General features: G+C 38.7%; 17 protein-coding genes. 8 read left to right on the plus strand and 9 right to left on the minus strand.

The annotated features are described in order from the left end of the window. Window positions 1-13 precede the first annotated feature (13 nt). The 3 genes from H4J54_RS09375 (at window position 14) to H4J54_RS09385 (ending at window position 4,262) form a co-directional block, all read left to right on the plus strand. On the plus strand, window positions 14-1,645 hold the full coding sequence (locus H4J54_RS09375; RefSeq protein ID WP_182190619.1) for an AMP-binding protein: 1,632 nt from the start codon (window positions 14-16) through the stop codon (window positions 1,643-1,645). Between the two features lie 499 nt (window positions 1,646-2,144). Continuing rightward, window positions 2,145-2,558 carry a hypothetical protein gene (locus H4J54_RS09380; protein ID WP_182190620.1) on the plus strand — a complete coding sequence of 138 codons (414 nt, stop codon included), beginning with the start codon at window positions 2,145-2,147 and terminating at the stop codon, window positions 2,556-2,558. 795 nt (window positions 2,559-3,353) lie between these two features. Further along, window positions 3,354-4,262: a PEP-CTERM sorting domain-containing protein gene (locus H4J54_RS09385; protein ID WP_182190621.1), complete on the plus strand. Its 909-nt coding sequence runs from the start codon at window positions 3,354-3,356 to the stop codon at window positions 4,260-4,262. Window positions 4,263-4,765: 503 nt separating this feature from the next. Here the strand turns inward: H4J54_RS09385 and ppiC are convergent. Then, window positions 4,766-5,044 carry a peptidylprolyl isomerase PpiC gene (gene ppiC / locus H4J54_RS09390; RefSeq protein WP_182135705.1) on the minus strand — a complete coding sequence of 93 codons (279 nt, stop codon included), beginning with the start codon at window positions 5,042-5,044 and terminating at the stop codon, window positions 4,766-4,768. A 211-nt stretch (window positions 5,045-5,255) separates the two neighbouring features. Here ppiC and can point away from each other — a divergent pair, with 211 nt between their 5' ends. Continuing rightward, window positions 5,256-5,858 (plus strand): carbonate dehydratase, encoded by a 603-nt coding sequence (gene can, locus H4J54_RS09395; protein ID WP_182190623.1) that lies wholly within the window; start codon window positions 5,256-5,258, stop codon window positions 5,856-5,858. Window positions 5,859-6,002: 144 nt separating this feature from the next. Beyond that, window positions 6,003-6,650 (plus strand): sulfotransferase, encoded by a 648-nt coding sequence (locus H4J54_RS09400; protein ID WP_182190624.1) that lies wholly within the window; start codon window positions 6,003-6,005, stop codon window positions 6,648-6,650. A gap of 24 nt (window positions 6,651-6,674) precedes the next feature. On the opposite strand, the gene arsJ is transcribed toward H4J54_RS09400, so the two are convergent. The 3 genes from arsJ to H4J54_RS09415 form a co-directional block, all read right to left on the minus strand. After that, the gene (gene arsJ, locus H4J54_RS09405; RefSeq protein WP_182190625.1) at window positions 6,675-7,919 is read right to left on the minus strand and encodes an organoarsenical effux MFS transporter ArsJ; all 1,245 of its coding nucleotides are present in this window, start codon (window positions 7,917-7,919) and stop codon (window positions 6,675-6,677) included. A 43-nt stretch (window positions 7,920-7,962) separates the two neighbouring features. Then, window positions 7,963-9,000 carry an ArsJ-associated glyceraldehyde-3-phosphate dehydrogenase gene (locus tag H4J54_RS09410; protein ID WP_182190626.1) on the minus strand — a complete coding sequence of 346 codons (1,038 nt, stop codon included), beginning with the start codon at window positions 8,998-9,000 and terminating at the stop codon, window positions 7,963-7,965. Between the two features lie 77 nt (window positions 9,001-9,077). Continuing rightward, window positions 9,078-9,428, minus strand: a complete 351-nt coding sequence (locus H4J54_RS09415) for a metalloregulator ArsR/SmtB family transcription factor (RefSeq protein WP_182190627.1) — start codon at window positions 9,426-9,428, stop codon at window positions 9,078-9,080. Window positions 9,429-9,697: 269 nt separating this feature from the next. On the opposite strand from H4J54_RS09415, the gene H4J54_RS09420 reads away from it, so the two are divergent. From H4J54_RS09420 to bfr (H4J54_RS09430), 3 genes are all read left to right on the plus strand, one after another. Continuing rightward, window positions 9,698-9,892 carry a (2Fe-2S)-binding protein gene (locus tag H4J54_RS09420; protein ID WP_182190628.1) on the plus strand — a complete coding sequence of 65 codons (195 nt, stop codon included), beginning with the start codon at window positions 9,698-9,700 and terminating at the stop codon, window positions 9,890-9,892. Between the two features lie 155 nt (window positions 9,893-10,047). Then, window positions 10,048-10,512 (plus strand): bacterioferritin, encoded by a 465-nt coding sequence (gene bfr, locus H4J54_RS09425; RefSeq protein ID WP_182190629.1) that lies wholly within the window; start codon window positions 10,048-10,050, stop codon window positions 10,510-10,512. Between the two features lie 35 nt (window positions 10,513-10,547). Beyond that, window positions 10,548-11,015 (plus strand): bacterioferritin, encoded by a 468-nt coding sequence (gene bfr, locus H4J54_RS09430; RefSeq protein WP_182135647.1) that lies wholly within the window; start codon window positions 10,548-10,550, stop codon window positions 11,013-11,015. 578 nt (window positions 11,016-11,593) lie between these two features. Here bfr (H4J54_RS09430) and secF read toward each other — a convergent pair. From secF to queA, 5 genes are all read right to left on the minus strand, one after another. Further along, entirely contained in the window at window positions 11,594-12,541 is a 948-nt protein-coding gene (gene secF, locus H4J54_RS09435; protein WP_182190630.1) for a protein translocase subunit SecF, read from the minus strand. A 12-nt stretch (window positions 12,542-12,553) separates the two neighbouring features. Then, on the minus strand, window positions 12,554-14,401 hold the full coding sequence (gene secD, locus H4J54_RS09440) for a protein translocase subunit SecD (RefSeq protein WP_182190631.1): 1,848 nt from the start codon (window positions 14,399-14,401) through the stop codon (window positions 12,554-12,556). Window positions 14,402-14,574: 173 nt separating this feature from the next. Further along, the gene (gene yajC / locus H4J54_RS09445; protein WP_182184258.1) at window positions 14,575-14,910 is read right to left on the minus strand and encodes a preprotein translocase subunit YajC; all 336 of its coding nucleotides are present in this window, start codon (window positions 14,908-14,910) and stop codon (window positions 14,575-14,577) included. A 56-nt stretch (window positions 14,911-14,966) separates the two neighbouring features. After that, window positions 14,967-16,109, minus strand: coding sequence for a tRNA guanosine(34) transglycosylase Tgt (gene tgt / locus H4J54_RS09450; protein WP_182190672.1), 1,143 nt, complete (start codon window positions 16,107-16,109; stop codon window positions 14,967-14,969). 112 nt (window positions 16,110-16,221) lie between these two features. Further along, the gene (queA, locus tag H4J54_RS09455) at window positions 16,222-17,274 is read right to left on the minus strand and encodes a tRNA preQ1(34) S-adenosylmethionine ribosyltransferase-isomerase QueA (RefSeq protein WP_182190632.1); all 1,053 of its coding nucleotides are present in this window, start codon (window positions 17,272-17,274) and stop codon (window positions 16,222-16,224) included. Between the last annotated feature and the right edge of the window lie 49 nt (window positions 17,275-17,323).

Consider the following 17,323-nt stretch of genomic DNA (forward strand, 5'->3'; position numbering starts at 1 on the left):
GAAGCCATTAATTATGCAATCATCAACTACATTACCACGAGTAAACCAAGCGATTGACCCTACTAGTGAAGGATTAACCTTAGCCCACAAGAGTATTGCCGATTTAATTGAACAAGCGATGGACAAAAATGCCACCGAGATGGCTTATCAATGTTTGGGCCAAACATTAACCTTTGCTGACATTGATAAAAAATCATCTGCATTGGCGAAATATTTACTAGAAGTAGCTCAACTTAACGCAGGTGATCGGGTGATTATTCAACTACCTAATCTTACCCAATACCCAATTGCCGCTTATGGGGTTATCCGCGCGGGGTTAGTTTTAGTTAATACCAACCCACTGTACACAGCACGTGAAATGCAGCATCAATTTAGTGATTCAGGCGCAAAAGCCATTATTATTCTGGCTGATTTATTACCTAAATTAACTGGGATTATTGAGCAAACTAGCATTGATACGGTTATTGCCACTCACGCCATAGATTTAATACAACCGCAAACCATCAATGAGAATAAAGTACTTTCCGCCAATTTAATCAGTTTTAGTGACGCCTTAAAGTCAGGCAGTGAATTTTCAACGATTAGCCGTCAACCGATAAACATCAACGATATCGCTGCTATTCAGTATACGGGTGGCACAACAGGGTTATCCAAAGGTGCGGTATTAACCCATAAAAATTTATTAAGTAATGTAATACAAGCGTCTGAGCGTTTATCAAGCGTGGCGGTTGAAGGTGAAGAATGTTTTGTCACCCCATTACCGCTTTATCATATTTACGCCTTGCTACTGAATTTATGGGTATTTAGTGAAGGTAATAATAATATTTTGATCCCAAACCCTAGAGATATTGAAGGTTTTATCGACACTTTGATGATAAATAAAGTGACTGGTTTTTGTGGCATCAATACCTTGTTTATTGGATTATGTAGTCATCCAAAAATTAAAGAAGTTAACTTTGACGCATTAAAATTTACTATTAGCGGTGGCGCTGCTCTCACTTGTACCGCAACAGATAACTGGCATAAAATTACCGGCTGTACTATCGCTGAAGGCTACGGTTTATCGGAAACTTCCCCAGTAGTGACTTTGAATGAACCTGGCAAAGAACAATTAGGCACTATAGGTTTACCTGTGATCGGAACCGAAGTACAAATATGGAATGATGATGATAAGGAGGTAAAACAAGGAGAAACAGGAGAATTAGTTGTTCGAGGGCCACAAGTAATGCAAGGATATTGGCAACAACCTCAGGAAACCCAAAAAGTATTAACCCATGATGGCTGGTTTAAAACCGGCGATATTGCTCTGCGAAACAGTAATGGCTTTTTTCAAATAGTAGATAGAAAAAAAGACATGATTATTGTCTCTGGCTTTAATGTATATCCCAATGAAGTTGAGGATATTTTAATGTCTCACCCCGATATTTTAGAAGCGGCGGTGGTTGGCGAGAGTTGCCCTAAATCTGGTGAATTAGTCTCTGCTTTCATTGTTAAAAAGCCAAACGCTGATCTTTGCTATCAAGAGATTACACGTTATTGCCGAGAACTATTAACACCCTATAAAGTTCCTAAAAAAATGAGTTTTTTAGATGAACTACCTAAAAGTTCTATCGGAAAAATTTTACGAAAAGAGCTAAGAAACTAGCAGCAATCATACAATTTAAATCTATCAATTTGTTGTTAAATTATAATCAAACGTAGATAACAGTTTTGATAATCAATATCAAACTTACTACTTTGAATAAAAAGGAAGGTAGCTATAAAACAGTCATTTGAGGAGTGCTTTATAGCCACGATAAATAGTCAGCTCTGTCGCAATTTTTGGCGTTTTAAGTAGTTTCTAGCATGTCCGCAGAAGACCTAGCGTTTAACCAATAGCTAATGTCTTCAATGCGCACCAAGGGACATTAGCAGCAACAAATATTAGTGCTAAAAACTAAACTGATTGGGAATTTGGTTTAATCGTCATTTATACCACTAAACAGTCTACAATAACCGGCTTTTTAGTTTCAATATTTGGTCAGCAAAGTGGCATTTCTACCCTTAACAATCATTTCAAAAAACTTTGAATTCCAAAAATCATAGTTGACTTTATTAAGTTGACAATCCCATAATTTGTTAAAGGTAACGAAGGAATACCCATAATGGAAAATTCACCGCAAAGTTATGAAATTATAGTTGATGGTAACATCGTTAATGTTAAAACTTTTGGCCCTTTTAACCAAGATAGTGCAAAGACTTATCAACACGATATGCAAAATATAATCAAACAGCTAAAAGGTAAATCCTGGGCAACCTTAGTTACCTATCAAGATAGTGGTATTTTTACCTCGGAAGCTGAAATAGTACTAACGGAATTAACCGTGTACAGGGCTAAGTTTGGCATGGTCGCCAACGCAAGTGTATTTTACAATAGTAAAGTTACCGATATACAACAGATACAATTGTCACGGATTTATGAAGCAGCAAAAATACCTTTTCATGTTTTCAGTGAAATCGATAGTGCAAAAAATTGGTTGAACTATTTTTTGGAACACAGCGCACTAAAAAAATGGTAAAGATCTAGCAATCAATACCTAGCGTGATTAATGGAATCGATTACTCCAGTCAAGAGATATTAAGCTGGTGTTTGAGTAGTTATCGATACAAAAACTCATCCCAATTTAAATCTGGTTAGCAGATACTAATATCCGCAGTGTGCCAAAAATTAATGTTCAGATACGAGTCGCCATCGGTAGCAATAAGCTGTGAGCGGACATTAGCACCAAAAAATATTAGTGCTAAAAGCTAAACTGATTGGGGATTTGGTTTAACCGTCACTTATGCCACTTTGCAGACATAAAGTTGAAGTATCAGTTCTACATTTTAATGTGAAGTGACACCTTTTATTTTACCAAGACAAGATTTTACAGTTCAACCTATCATGTAAAAAAACCCAGTAATCATTTCTACTACATAAAAAAACCGTGAAATGTTCATCACATTTACACCAAGTTAACTGAGGCGAAATGCCTCAATACTTAGAGTAGAAAAAATTCAAATATTATCGGCATCAACTGAGCTAGAAAAGAGCAATATGACCGCGCAGATGTTTATTTTAACGTTATGAAAACAGTTGAACAAAAGGCCAGAAAAATTTGACTTTCGCTCTTTAATTTATCTGAAAAATGACGTTCATTTTACGGCATTCTGGTTGTCATCTTAGTATTATTTTGTTTTTCTCAACTTTAGCTATAATCAAAGTAACGGAATAAAAAAAGTAATATATGGACAGAAAATCAAAACAGGGTGTATCAGATAAAGCCATACAAACTGTTTGTAATAATACAGTTAGTTATTTATAAGGAAATGAAATGAAAAAAATCATATTTACTATCACAGTTTTTGCTTTGATAGTTTGTGGCTTCAGTAATGCAGGCATTATTAAGGAAGTTGAAAGTGATGAAAAATGTTTAACGACAAGCGTCCAAATAACAGGTATCACTGCCGTTGCGCCAGCTGGGGGGAATATTGTTCCTACTAATACAGCCATCGATTCTACTTCTTGTTTGGGATTTGTTACCTATCCTGATAATGACTGGGGAAATAATCCGAACCCAAATATGGGTGGTCTTGGTGATGGATTATTGAATAGTGAAACTGTATTGAAAGGTAAAGGTAAAGATAAAGATAGTTATTATGTTCCCGGAGATTATTTTCTAACAAACGATAGGGACTCTATGGTAAATCTGGATGGTCTTGGTGAAGCCAATGATCCCGGATGGATTCGTTTGGGTGGCGCGGAAACGACATCAGGAGAGGAGTGGAATTTTCAATACGATTCTATAGGGAATTACAACCTCGGATTAGTAATTGACCTGTCTTTTTTGGACAATGGAACCTGGTCATTAGCAGTGGATCCTTCTGCTATTGAGTTTGTGACAGTGGCATTAGGTCGACCAAGTGTGTTTGACCATTTGGCTTTTGTAATGAAAGGGCCAAATAGTGGCAGTGTTGATGATGGTTCATGGGCTATTTATGATTTCAATTTCAATGATTTGATTGACGATGGTTTGAATATAGGCTTGGGAGATACCGCATATAAATTTGAAGGAACATGGGATAAGAATCTGTTTATTAATAATGATGATGCTTTGTCACATATGAGCGTATGGGCACATGATCCACCAGCAGCGCATGATGTCCCTGAACCATCGACATTTGCCATTTTTGTATTAGGAATGATTGGTTTAGTATCACGTCGATTTAATAAACATTTTTAATATTTTATAATTGTTTTATTTTAAAAAACATGAATTGTAATGGTTGGTGTTTTTTTGACCCTGTAACAAAATCTGTTACAGGGTCGTTTCTTTGTATCTGGCATTTGATGTTTTAAAAGTATTATTAGTATGTCGCCCCATAGAATTATTAAAAAAGTATCCATTTCACAACATGTCCCATGTTAGCGATTTGCTCATACCTTAAAATAATGGATGCTTGTCCTGCATCTTTAATACACATTAAGGGAGCATCTAAATCAATATCACTAATGACCGTTTAGAGCCTTGATGCAGTCATTAGGATTAACGAGTGGCTAACTTCCGCTCTACGCACCAACAAGACCTAAATGACAAAAGAAAGGAACCACAGCATGTAGTGGTTGGTCGGGCTAAGTGGATAGCCCTTCAATTTTTATAGCTATTGAGCTGTATAATTACTGAGCTTTATAACTAATGAGTTTTAAAAGTACTCAGCCTTACAAAGACTTAGTTTTGCTCTATGATTAGTTTCTATAAATGGTTTGAATAAGGTGATAACCAAATTTGGTTTTAATTGGACCATGTACCGTTAATATCGCTTTTTTAAAAACCACGTCATCAAACGCTTTTACCATTTGGCCTGGCTTAAATTCGCCTAAATCTCCACCCTTCTTACCTGATGGGCAAGTTGAATTTTTCTTGGCTAACTGCCCAAAGTCAGCCCCTTTGGCAATTTTAGCCTTTAATTCTTGCGCAAGCTTTTCGCTTTTAACTAAAATATGACGGGCACATGCAGCAGCCACATTATTCTCCAATTTAGGGTTAATAGCGTTATTATAACTAATTATCGCCAAGGTAAAGTAAATACTTTTAATTAACGCTGAATCATCTTGAGAAAAACTCATCACTTTATCCATAGCTATGCTGATAGCCTTAGATATAAGACCAGTTTTTTCTTTACTTGTTAGCGTAACAACTTAGAATCACGGTATATTTTCCTTAGTTGTTCCCCCCATGAGTTCAATACAGCATTTATTTGACAATAATCAGCAATGGGCTGATAAGATAAAACAAGAAGATCCTAACTTTTTCAAGCATTTATCAGAACAACAGAACCCTGAATATTTATGGATAGGTTGCTCAGACTCTCGCGTACCGGCTAATGAATTACTGGGTATGCAACCGGGTGAAGTTTTTGTGCACCGTAATATTGCTAATCAAGTTATCCATACTGATCTAAATTGCCTTTCTGTGATTCAGTTCGCGGTTGATGTTTTAAAAATAAAACACATCATTGTTTGTGGACATTATGGCTGTGGCGGCGTTATTGCTTCTCTAGACAATCAAAGCCATGGGTTAATTGATAATTGGTTGCATCATATTAAAGATGTTTATCGTTTTCATAAAGCGCGTTTGGATGCCGTTGAAAATAAAACTGAACGACTAAAATTGCTCTGCGAATTAAATGTGATAGAACAAGTTGCCAATGTTTGTAACACAACCATCTTAAAAAAAGCCTGGGATATAAAACAAGATGTTACCGTGCATGGCTTTGTTTATAATTTGCATGACGGTATTTTAAAAGACTTACAGGTCTCGGTTGATCGCAATAAATAATGGCGCTTAAAACTAGCCCGGTCGCACATTTTATTACCGGGTCATAAGGCACTCAATAGACTTAGTTTTTATTGTCCTCAGCTTATACAATGGTGCACTCACCTTGTACAATAGTGAATTTTCAGCACTAAGATTGCAAATATTATGAACAAAATATTTATTATTGGCTTACCTAGAACCGGTACTACCAGTATTTGTGCTGCTATGCTTGAGCTAGGTTTTCATGTCGCACATACCGCGTATACCGATCGCTCATTCACGGACGCGCAAGTGATCGCCGACACGCCGATATTTTGTGATTATCAATATTTAGATAAAGCTTATCCCAACGCTAAGTTTATCTACTTAGGGCGTGCTATGGATAAATGGCTACCTTCCATCGAGAAGTTACTCGCCCGTATGCATACCAACCTTATTCGCGACGATGGTGGCTTTAACCCGATAATTAAACGCTGTTATCAAACAATATTTACGCCCTATAAGCTAGATAACATCAAGGATTTTGAGTTTTTAGCACTATGCTACCAACAACATCAAAGCCAGGTTTATCAGTATTTTCAAGGCAGGGAAGATGACTTTTTATCGATAGATATTAGCGACAGTCAGAGCTATAAACACTTACTGAGCTTTTTAGCGTTAACTGGCGATATTAATGCTCATAAAGCCGCTAGCTTAGGCTTTGAAAAACTTAATGTCGGCGGTAAGATCACCGCTTGGAAAGATATAAAAAACACCTTAAAAGTGAACTCTACCAATAAAGGTAGAGTGACTAAACTGCCCTATTTAACCTAAACACCATCATCCAGTGTATCTCGCCTAATAAAGCGCTGTTGATTGCTTGGTCAAGTCACTACTAGCGGGATTAATTAAGCTGGCAAATAGCACAGCGAAAGCAATAAAAATTGCTGATATATATAGACAAGCCACTAAGCCATAAAGCTGAAAAATCCAGCCTGAAAGTACAGTGCCTAACAACCGGCCACAGGCATTAGCCATATAATAAAAACCTACATCAAGCGACACACCGTCTTTACCCGCCATATCAATAATCAAAAAACTATGTAGTGACGAATTAATGGCAAATAAAACCGCGAACACCATTAAGCCAATAATAACCACCCATTTTGCTGAAAAATCGCTCTGTAAGGCAAGCGCCATTGCTGCAGGAACCACAACCAATATAGCCCCCCATATCGCGGCATCTCTACCTGTGGGTACTTTATTGGCAGGTTTTTTAGTGAATGTTGGCGCTAGCGTTTGCATTAGACCATAAAGCACGATCCAACCAGCCATAAAGCCACTGACCCCACTATGTGACCAAGCGAATTCGGTGGCTAAAAAAACAGGTAAAGCGACAACAAACCACACATCACGGGCGGCAAATAAAAATAACCTCGCGGCTGAAAGCAAATTAATCGCTCGGCTTTTTGATAGTATCTCTTTAAATTTAGGTTGGTATTTAGCCTTACCTAAGTCTGCTTGTAACTTAAACAAGCTGAACAGCCACACAATCGTTAACATGGCCGCCATCAATGCAATGGCGCCAGTAAAACCTAACCAAGTTAACAACACGCCACCGAGAAAAAATCCAATGCCTTTCAAGGTGTTTTTAGAGCCCGTTAATAGTGCTACCCATTGATACAGTTTACCGCTCTGCCCTGCTGGTACTAAAAGTTTAATGGCACTTTTTGCGCTCATTTTATTAAGGTCTTTAGCGATACCAGACAAAGCTTGCGCCACCATGACATAGGCCACAGTAAGAAAACCACTCGGCACCAATAGCATAACCAAAGCGATGATTTGTAAGGCCAAACCAATATTCATGGTTTTGTTTAGCCCGATACGAGCGCCCAACCAGCCCCCGACTAAATTGGTGATTACGCCAAAGATTTCGTAAAACAAAAACAGCAACGCGATATTTAGCGGGCTATAGCCGAGCTGATAAAAATACAGCACAACCAACATCCGCAGCGCACCGTCGGTTAGGGTAAATGCCCAATAATTACCGGTGATCATTAAATATTGTTTTACCTGAACTGATAGGCCACTGAGTGCTTTCATTTATGCAAATCTACTTTAACTTTTAGCTTGGTGAGTTTTATGTCTAACTATTCAGATCAGAGTTCAGATCAAAATTCAGATCAGAGCGACCCACCATACGAGCGATTTCCGCTGTACGATTTGCATAGCCCCATTCGTTGTCATACCAAACATAAAGTTTAACTTGTGTGCCATTAACCACCATAGTCGAGGGTGCGTCGATAATGCACGAGCGTGGATCGGTTTTATAATCAATTGAAACTAGTGGCCGCTGTTCAAAACCTAAAATATCTTTTAGCTCGCCATTCGCCGCCGCTTGTAAATAATCATTCACTTCTTGTTCTGTTGTGGCTCGTTCTAGCTCAAAAACACAATCGGTAATTGACGCATTAGCCAGTGGCACTCTTACCGCATGGCCATTAAGCTTACCTTTAAGTTCGGGGAAAATATGGGTAATAGCGGTTGCTGAGCCGGTAGTGGTCGGAATTAAGCTCATGCCACAAGCACGAGCGCGACGTAAATCTTTATGCGGTGCATCCAAGATGGTTTGAGTATTGGTGATATTATGAATGGTGGTCATTGAACCATGTTTAATGCCAATATTTTCGTGAATCACTTTTACCACCGGGGCAAGGCAGTTTGTGGTGCAAGAGGCTGCAGTGACTATCGGGTGCTTGTCGCTGTCGTATTGGTCATCATTAACGCCCATAACAATATTCAATACGCCATCTTCTTTCACTGGCGCAGTAACGACCACACGTTTCACCCCTTGATCTAAATAAGCTTGCAGTAATGCTGTAGATTTCATCACACCCGTTGCTTCAATAACCACGTCACAACCTGACCAATCCGTGTCGGCAATAGTGCTATTTTGGCTACAGGTAATTTCATGGTTGTTAATCACTATATTTTCAGCTTTATGCTGCGCCTGATGTTGCCAAATACCGTGTATTGAATCAAAATTAAGCAAATGTGCTAAGGTTTCTGCGTTACCAGCAGGATCGTTAATTTTAATAATTTCAACATCATCCCAGCCATAGGCCACCCGCATTGATAAACGTCCAATACGGCCGAAACCGTTAATACCCATTTTAATTGTCATGATGATTTTCCTGTCAAAATTTATTTTATAATCACTTAGCCTGCTAAGTGATTAGGCTCATTTAAGCTTGCTGTCGCTTACTCACAACAAATTGCAATGCGTTCAGGCCTAGCGCCCATAAGATGTAACGCTTGCAAATGTGGAGTAATAAAGTTGATATTTTCTTTTAAGGTTAAACTGATAATCTGTTGTGCCCATGTGGCTATATCAGGATTAATGCTATAAAAAATCCACTGTTTTTGTTTACGTGTTAATAATAAGCCTGAGCTTTTTAATACCGCCAAATGTCGAGATATTTTTGGCTGACTAGACTCAGCAAGTGCCGCCATGAGTTCACAAACACAAAGCTCTCCTTCTTGGGCAATCAGCAATATACTTTTAAGCCGTATATCATCAGCCAAATTTTTATAAAACTCAGTTGGGTTCATTTGCTGCTCTTCTGGTTAATGCTCAGTTTAGGTGATAATAACCCAAGCCACTTAATAACAAAATAGTTATATAATAATTTTATTATAAAGTAATTACATTAAAATAAAAGTGGCTTAACGAACCTGGGTAATAAAATACCGAGCACGCTCTAATATTTTAAATTATTAGATATATCAGTGTACTAATAAAAAGCACAAATTAATTGTTGAAACGAAACTAAATAAGAACTATTATCAATCGTGTTATCAATCACCAGAGAATTTTTATCATGTTTGTTTGTATTTGCAAGGGCATTACAGATCATCAAATTAAGCAATTAGTCACTGAATCTGGTGTCGGGTCTATGCGTGAACTAAAACAGCACTTACCATTAGGTTCACAGTGTGGTACTTGCGTTAAGGTTGCTCAAAATATTATTAATAACACTATTATCAATGAAAGCTTATTTAAAGAAGTCGGCTAAAGAGCCCACTTAGGTTAATAACCTGACTGCAACTGATAACGATTAAAAACCTCAAGTCGTTGTTTTTAAATATTTTTTTAATCTATCCTTTTCATTTAGCTACTTTCTTTCTATAATTGCAGTCAATATTTAATTAACTTAAATTTGAGATGCTAATGAAAGGCAACACCTCAGTACTCACCATACTTAATAAAGTACTCACCAGTGAACTAACATCGATTAATCAATATTTTCTACACGCTCGCATGTACAAAAATTGGGGTATTAATGCCTTAAACAGCAAGTGCTATAAAAAATCAATTCTCGATATGAAGCAAGCTGATAAGGTTATTGAGCGGATATTATTTCTTGAAGGCCTACCTAACTTACAACAATTAGCACCATTGGCTATCGGTGAACATACCGAAGAAATGATCCGTTGTGATCTTGGCTTTCAAACCGCACAAATTGCGGTAGTGCGTAACGCCATTACTATTTGTGAACAACAACAAGATTATGTCAGCCGTGAAATGTTAGACACTATACTCAACGACGAAGAAGAACATTTAGATTGGCTGGAAACTCAGCAATACCAAATCGACGCTATGGGTATTGAAAAATTTATTCAGGCACAGCTGTAAACGGCTTAAGCTAGACCATTTAGAAGGAAAATAATATGAAAGGTAATACGCAAGTTATTGCAGCATTAAACGGCCTACTCTCCTATGAACTAGCCGCAATGGACCAATATTTCATTCATTCTCGGATGTATGAGGATTGGGGCATGAATAAGTTATTTGAACGTATTGATCACGAATTTGACGATGAAAAGTTACATGCCTCAATGCTCATTCAGCGTATTTTATTCTTAGAAGGTATACCTGATATGCATACGCGCCAAGGCTTAAATATTGGCAAGACGGTGCCTGAAATGCTGCAAAGTGATTTAGATGTGGAATATGCCGATGCAAAAGCGCTTAGAGCCGCTATTGCGCTGTGTGAACAGGAAAAAGATTACGTAACACGTGAGATTCTAGAAAAATTATTAGACGATACTGAAGTTGATCATGCCTTCTGGTTGGAACAACAATTAGGTCTCATTAAAACTATAGGTTTACAAAACTATATTCAATCGCAGTTATAACCCATATAGCCACTAAAATAGTCTGCAGGTATCCTTAATATCGTCATTCTTTCACATCGACCTGCATGTGCTTACATGGAGGTAAGTCATTAGGCTAATGCTAGAGCAATTACCGAGCTGCACTAATGCTCTGCAGCGCCATGAATGGTTAAGAGCCGCTATGCATTATGGTTAACAGCGACAGCGTGATCCTGGCAGTACCTAGGTGGATGTAGTTCCTTATATTTTGTCTGGAACAAAAAATTGACCTTACATCCTGATCTGTCATCCTAGACATAAAAAGCCAGTGAGTTTACTCGCTGGCTTTTTTAATATGCAAACGCCATATCTTCACTGAATAAGAAGCAATCAGCCTTTGTAACTTTGTCAGCACTCATCTGGGTTTAAATAAGCAATCAATGGCTTATTTAATCATTAGTATAAAGCGTGATTAAAATACCCCCCTTACCTTGGTCGATGTCTCTTCGCATAGAATAGCTCAGCGAGTAAATCAAGTAATGAGTTATAAAGTACCGATCAAAAAAAGGCCCGCATAATGCGGGCCTTAAAGAAATCTAATCATAAATGCTAAGGACGTTTTATGGTCTCATTTCTTCTTGATCCGCACCTTCTTTTTCAATCACTTCAGGAATTAAGTCTTCTTTCGAAATACCTAATGCCAACGCAACCGAGCTGGCTACATAAACTGATGAGTAAGTACCGACAAAAACCCCTAATAATAATGCTGTCGCAAAACCATGTATTAGCGCTCCACCTTTAAAGAACAAAGCAGCAAGTACTAACAAAGTGGTGATTGAAGTAATAACGGTCCGTGATAAGGTTTGCGTTAAAGAAATGTTGATCACATCTTCAGGCGTACCAGAACGCACTTTTCTAAAGTTTTCTCGGATACGATCCGAGACCACTATGGTATCGTTGAGTGAGTAACCTATTACCGCCAGTACCGCTGCAAGTACCGTTAAATCAAACTGTAACTGTAAAACAGAGAACAAGCCTAACGTTAACAATACATCGTGAAATAACGCGATAACTGAGCCTAAGGCAAAACGCCATTCAAAACGAAAGGCAACATAGACTAAAATACAGATCAGCGCAGTTAACATAGCTAAACCGCCCTGCTCTGCTAAATCATCGCCAACACTCGCCCCGACAAACTCGATGCGACGCATATCAATAGTTTGCCCAGTACCTGCTTGTAAAATATCAAGTACTTGGTTACCTAGCATTTCTGCTTTAACATCTTCACGTGGTGCTAAACGAATCACCACATCACGGCTTGAACCATATAACTGAACTACAGCATCATCAAAACCGTTTGAGTCCATAATAGCGCGAACTTTTGTCAAATCAGCCGATTCATCGAAACCAATTTCGATTAAAGTACCACCCGTAAAGTCTAAACCAAAGTTAAGCTTATTGGTCGCCAATGAAACAACCGAGGCTAGCATGAGTACAATGCTGAATATCAAGGCCACCTTGCGGTAGCGCATAAAGGCAACAGTTTCTTTTAATTGTAAAATTTGCATATAATTGAAGCCCTATATAGAAAGTTTATCGAGACGTTTACCACCCCAAACAGCGTTAACGATAGTACGAGTACCAATAACCGCGGTAAACATCGAAGTGATAATACCGATTGATAACGTGATCGCAAAACCTTTAACGGGTCCTGTGCCGATAGCAAATAAAATCAAGGCAGCAATTAACGTGGTAATATTGGCATCAATGATAGTTGAAAAGGCTGCGTCATAACCTTGATGGATTGACTGCTGAATTGATTTACCTTCACGAATTTCTTCACGAATACGCTCAAAAATAAGTACGTTAGCATCAACCGCCATACCGACAGTTAACACTATGCCGGCCATACCTGGTAACGATAGTGTTGCACCTGGGATCAACGACATAATGCCAATAATTAAGATTAAGTTCGCCCCTAACGCTATGTTTGCCACCACACCAAAGGCACGGTAATAAATCAGCATAAAGATGAAGACTAAACCAAAGCCCATCATAATAGCTTGGAAACCCAGTCTTACGTTTTCAGCACCTAATGTTGGGCCAACAGTACGTTCTTCTACAATTTGAATCGGCGCAACCAAAGCACCCGCGCGAAGCAATAAGGCTAAGTTATGTGCTTCGGATTGGCTACCTGCACCCGTAATTCTAAAAGTTTTACCTAAGCGTGCTTGGATAGTAGCCACACTGATCACTTCTTCAACTTTCTCGAAGATAGTATTACCTTCAGCATCAACACGGTCGGTTGGTTTGAATTCAATAAATACCGTCGCCATTGGCTTACCAATATTGCTTTTAGTGCTGTTTGACATTTTATTACCGCCAGCAGAATCTAAGGTAATATTAACTTGTGGGCGGCTATATTCATCAAAACTTGAACCCGCATCAACAATATGATCGCCGGTTAGCATGACACGTTTTTTCAATAAAACCGGTTGGCCATTACGTTCTTTTAGTAACTCTGAGCTACCTGGAACACGACCATTAAGCGCTGCACCTAAATCCCCTTCAGTATCAACTAAACGAAATTCAATCGTCGCGGTGGCACTTAAAATTTCTTTTGCTTTCGCTGTATCTTGCACGCCCGGTAATTCAATAACAATGTGCTTTTGACCTTGACGTTGTACTAGCGGCTCAGCAACACCTAGCTCATTAACACGGTTACGAATAATGGTAATGTTTTGTTGCAGTGCATATTCACGGGTTTCTTTTAATTTTTGATCCGTCATTTTAGCGGATAAGGTTAAGCTATCCTCATCACTAAAAAACACTACATCACGGTTTTGTTTTTCTAGATATGACTCTGCACTTGCTAAGTCTTCGGCATTACGAAATTGAATATTAATGGCATCATTAACTTCTTTAACTGAACGATAACGAATTTTTTCGCCACGTAAACCCGTGCGAAAATCATCAACTAAACTTTTTTGTACCTTAACAATCGCTTCCTGCATGTTCACTTCCATTAGGAAGCTAACACCACCACTTAAATCTAAACCTAACTTCATTGGCGTACCGCCAATGCTTGCTAACCACGAGGGTGTTGCAGGTGTTAAGTTTAAGGCAACTGAATACTCATCACCCATATTGTCGTCAAGTAGATCACGCGCACGTAATTGTTGTTCTGTGTCTTTGAAACGCGCCAATATTTGCCCGTTTTCCATCACAAGACTTAAGTAGGAGATTTTCTTTTCATCTAAGTGTGACTTAACTACGTCTAACGTTGCTGCGTTTGTTTCAATACCGCGCAAGCCAGAAATTTGTACTGCGGGATCTTCACCATAAAGGTTAGGAGTCGCATACAAAGCACCAACAGCTACTATAAATAGCACCATCAATGTCTTCCATAATGGATATTTGTTTAACACAATATCACCCTATTTTCTTTTGAATCGCGCGCTAATACTAAGCTAAGTTATCGCACGAAAGTTTGTTATAATTTTTGTTATCACTATTGCACAAGCTATTTAAGGCGTGCAATTGATCACTATCAATGCACACCTTCAAAACCGCTATAGCGAAAAAAGCCAACAAAATCTCATTATAGAGACTTCATTGTACCTTTAGGTAATACAGCATTAATTGCACTTTTTTGTACTGTAACTTCAGTACCTTCGGCGATGCCTACGACGATAAAATCTTTTTCATCTGAAACTTTAACAATTTTACCAACAATGCCGCCTTGTGTTAGTACTTCGTCACCTTTTGATAATTCAGACATCAAACTTTTATGCTCTTTCACACGTTTAGCTTGTGGACGATAGATCATAAAATAAAATACTAAACCAAATACAGCTAGCATAATTAACATTGACATACCATCAGCCCCTTGAGCGGGACCTGCAGCAGCGTGGGCTTGACTAATAAATAAACTCATAAATACCTCTTTTTATTTTTCTGATTAATTTTATAAAATGGCGAAATTACAGCTGTTTATGCTGTTTCATTGTCCGCTAATGAACTAGCTAATGGCGGAACAGGTAAATCACGTAGCGCATAAAACTCAGCAACAAACGTAGCTAGTTTGCCTTGCTCTATCGCATCACGCAATCCTTGCATTACACGTTGATAAAAACGTAAATTATGCATGGTATTTAATTGCGAACCTAAAATTTCATTACATTTGTCTAAATGATGTAAATAAGCCCGCGAATAATTTTTACAAGTATAACAATCACATTCAGGATCTAATGGGCCAGTATCCGTTTTGTGACGAGCATTTCTAATTTTGATAACACCGTTAGTAACAAATAAATGTCCATTACGGGCATTACGTGTTGGCATCACACAATCGAACATGTCAATTCCACGGCGCACACCTTCAACTAAATCTTCAGGTTTACCAACTCCCATAAGATATCGGGGTTTATTTTCTGGTATCAAGGGCGCAGTATGATCTAATATTCGAATCATATCTTCTTTGGGTTCACCAACGGATAAGCCACCAATAGCATAACCATCAAAACCAATACGGGTTAAGCCATTGACAGAGACTTCACGTAAATCTTCATACATGCCGCCTTGTACAATACCAAATAAAGCATTGATGTTACCCTCATGGGCATCTTTTGAACGCTGCGCCCAACGCAATGAAAGCTCCATTGACACTTTTGATTCTTCATGACTCGCGGGATAAGGGGTACATTCATCAAATATCATCACGATGTCAGCGCCTAAACTGCGCTGAACTTGCATTGAGCGTTCAGGTGTTAGCATAATTTTTTCACCGTTAACGGGCGAGCTAAATTTAACCCCTTCTTCGGTGATTTTACGCATTTTACCTAAGCTAAATACTTGGAATCCGCCTGAATCGGTTAGAATCGGCTTATCCCAATTCATGAAGCCATGTAAGCCACCGTGTTGTTCGATAATTTCAGTACCTGGGCGTAACATCAAGTGAAAGGTATTACCTAAAATAATTTCGGCACCTGTTTCTGCTACTTCTTCAGCTTTCATGCCTTTTACTGTGCCGTAAGTACCCACTGGCATAAAGGCTGGGGTTTCTATTGTGCCACGGTCAAAGGTTAAACGACCACGTCGAGCTTTACCGTCTGTGGTGAGTAACTCGTACTGCATAGCGTTTTTTTCTGTTTTATCTGTCATATTTCATCCTTCGCCCACTAGCGAAACAGGCTAGCTGCTTTTACGTTTAAGTGGCTATAACCTAGCCACCTTGTATTTTTTACGATTAAGTATGGTGATCTTTTTTCGTTAACAGCATGGCATCACCATAACTGAAAAAGCGATACTGCTGTGCAACCGCATGTTGATAAGCCGCGATAATATTGTCGTAACCGGCAAAGGCACTAACTAACATAAGTAAGGTTGATTCCGACAAGTGAAAATTAGTAATTAAACTATCGACAATTTGAAATTCATAACCTGGGGTAATAAAAATATCGGTATCACCATAAAATTCACTAAAGGCTTTACCTTGTTCTTTAGCCACTTTAGCGGCACTTTCTAGCGAACGAACTGACGTGGTCCCCACCGCAATAACTTTACCGCCATTGGCCTTAGTTTGCTCAATTTGAGTGACCACACTCGCGGGCACTTCAACATATTCAGCATGCATAATATGGTCAGCGATTTCCTCAACCTTTACGGGTTGAAAGGTGCCTGCACCAACATGTAAAGTCACAAAAGCAAAATCTACACCTTTGGCTTTCAGTGCTGCCATTAGTGCATCATCAAAATGCAAACCAGCTGTTGGCGCGGCTACCGCACCGGGCTTTTCATTATAAACTGTTTGATAGCGTTCACGATCGCTGTCTTCATCAGGTCGATCAATATAAGGTGGTAACGGCATATGGCCAACGTCATCTAATATGGATAACACGGATTGTTCACCATGAAACTTAAGCTCAAACAAGGCGTCATGTCTTGCCACCATGGTGGCTTTAACTTTACCTTCTAGTAGTATTTCACTACCCGGCTTTGGCGATTTGCTGCAGCGAATGTGTGCTAACACCCGATGTTCATCGAGTAAACGTTCAACTAAAACCTCTAATTTACCACCACTGGCTTTTTGACCAAACATCCGCGCTGGAATCACCCGGGTATTGTTAAAAACTAACAAGTCTCCCGCTTTGACATGGGCAACAAGGTCTGTAAACCTTTCATCATTAAGCACGCCACTATTACCATTTAAGGTCATTAAACGGCTGGCTGAACGGTTGGCTTTTGGGTATCGAGCGATAAGCTCTTCGGGTAAATCAAATGAAAAATCAGCAACACGCATGGTAAATAAACTAGTTTAAAGGTTAAAAAACGCGTAATTTTAGTGCTGC

The organism is Colwellia sp. MB3u-8, from assembly GCF_014076985.1.
Lineage (GTDB): Bacteria > Pseudomonadota > Gammaproteobacteria > Enterobacterales > Alteromonadaceae > Cognaticolwellia.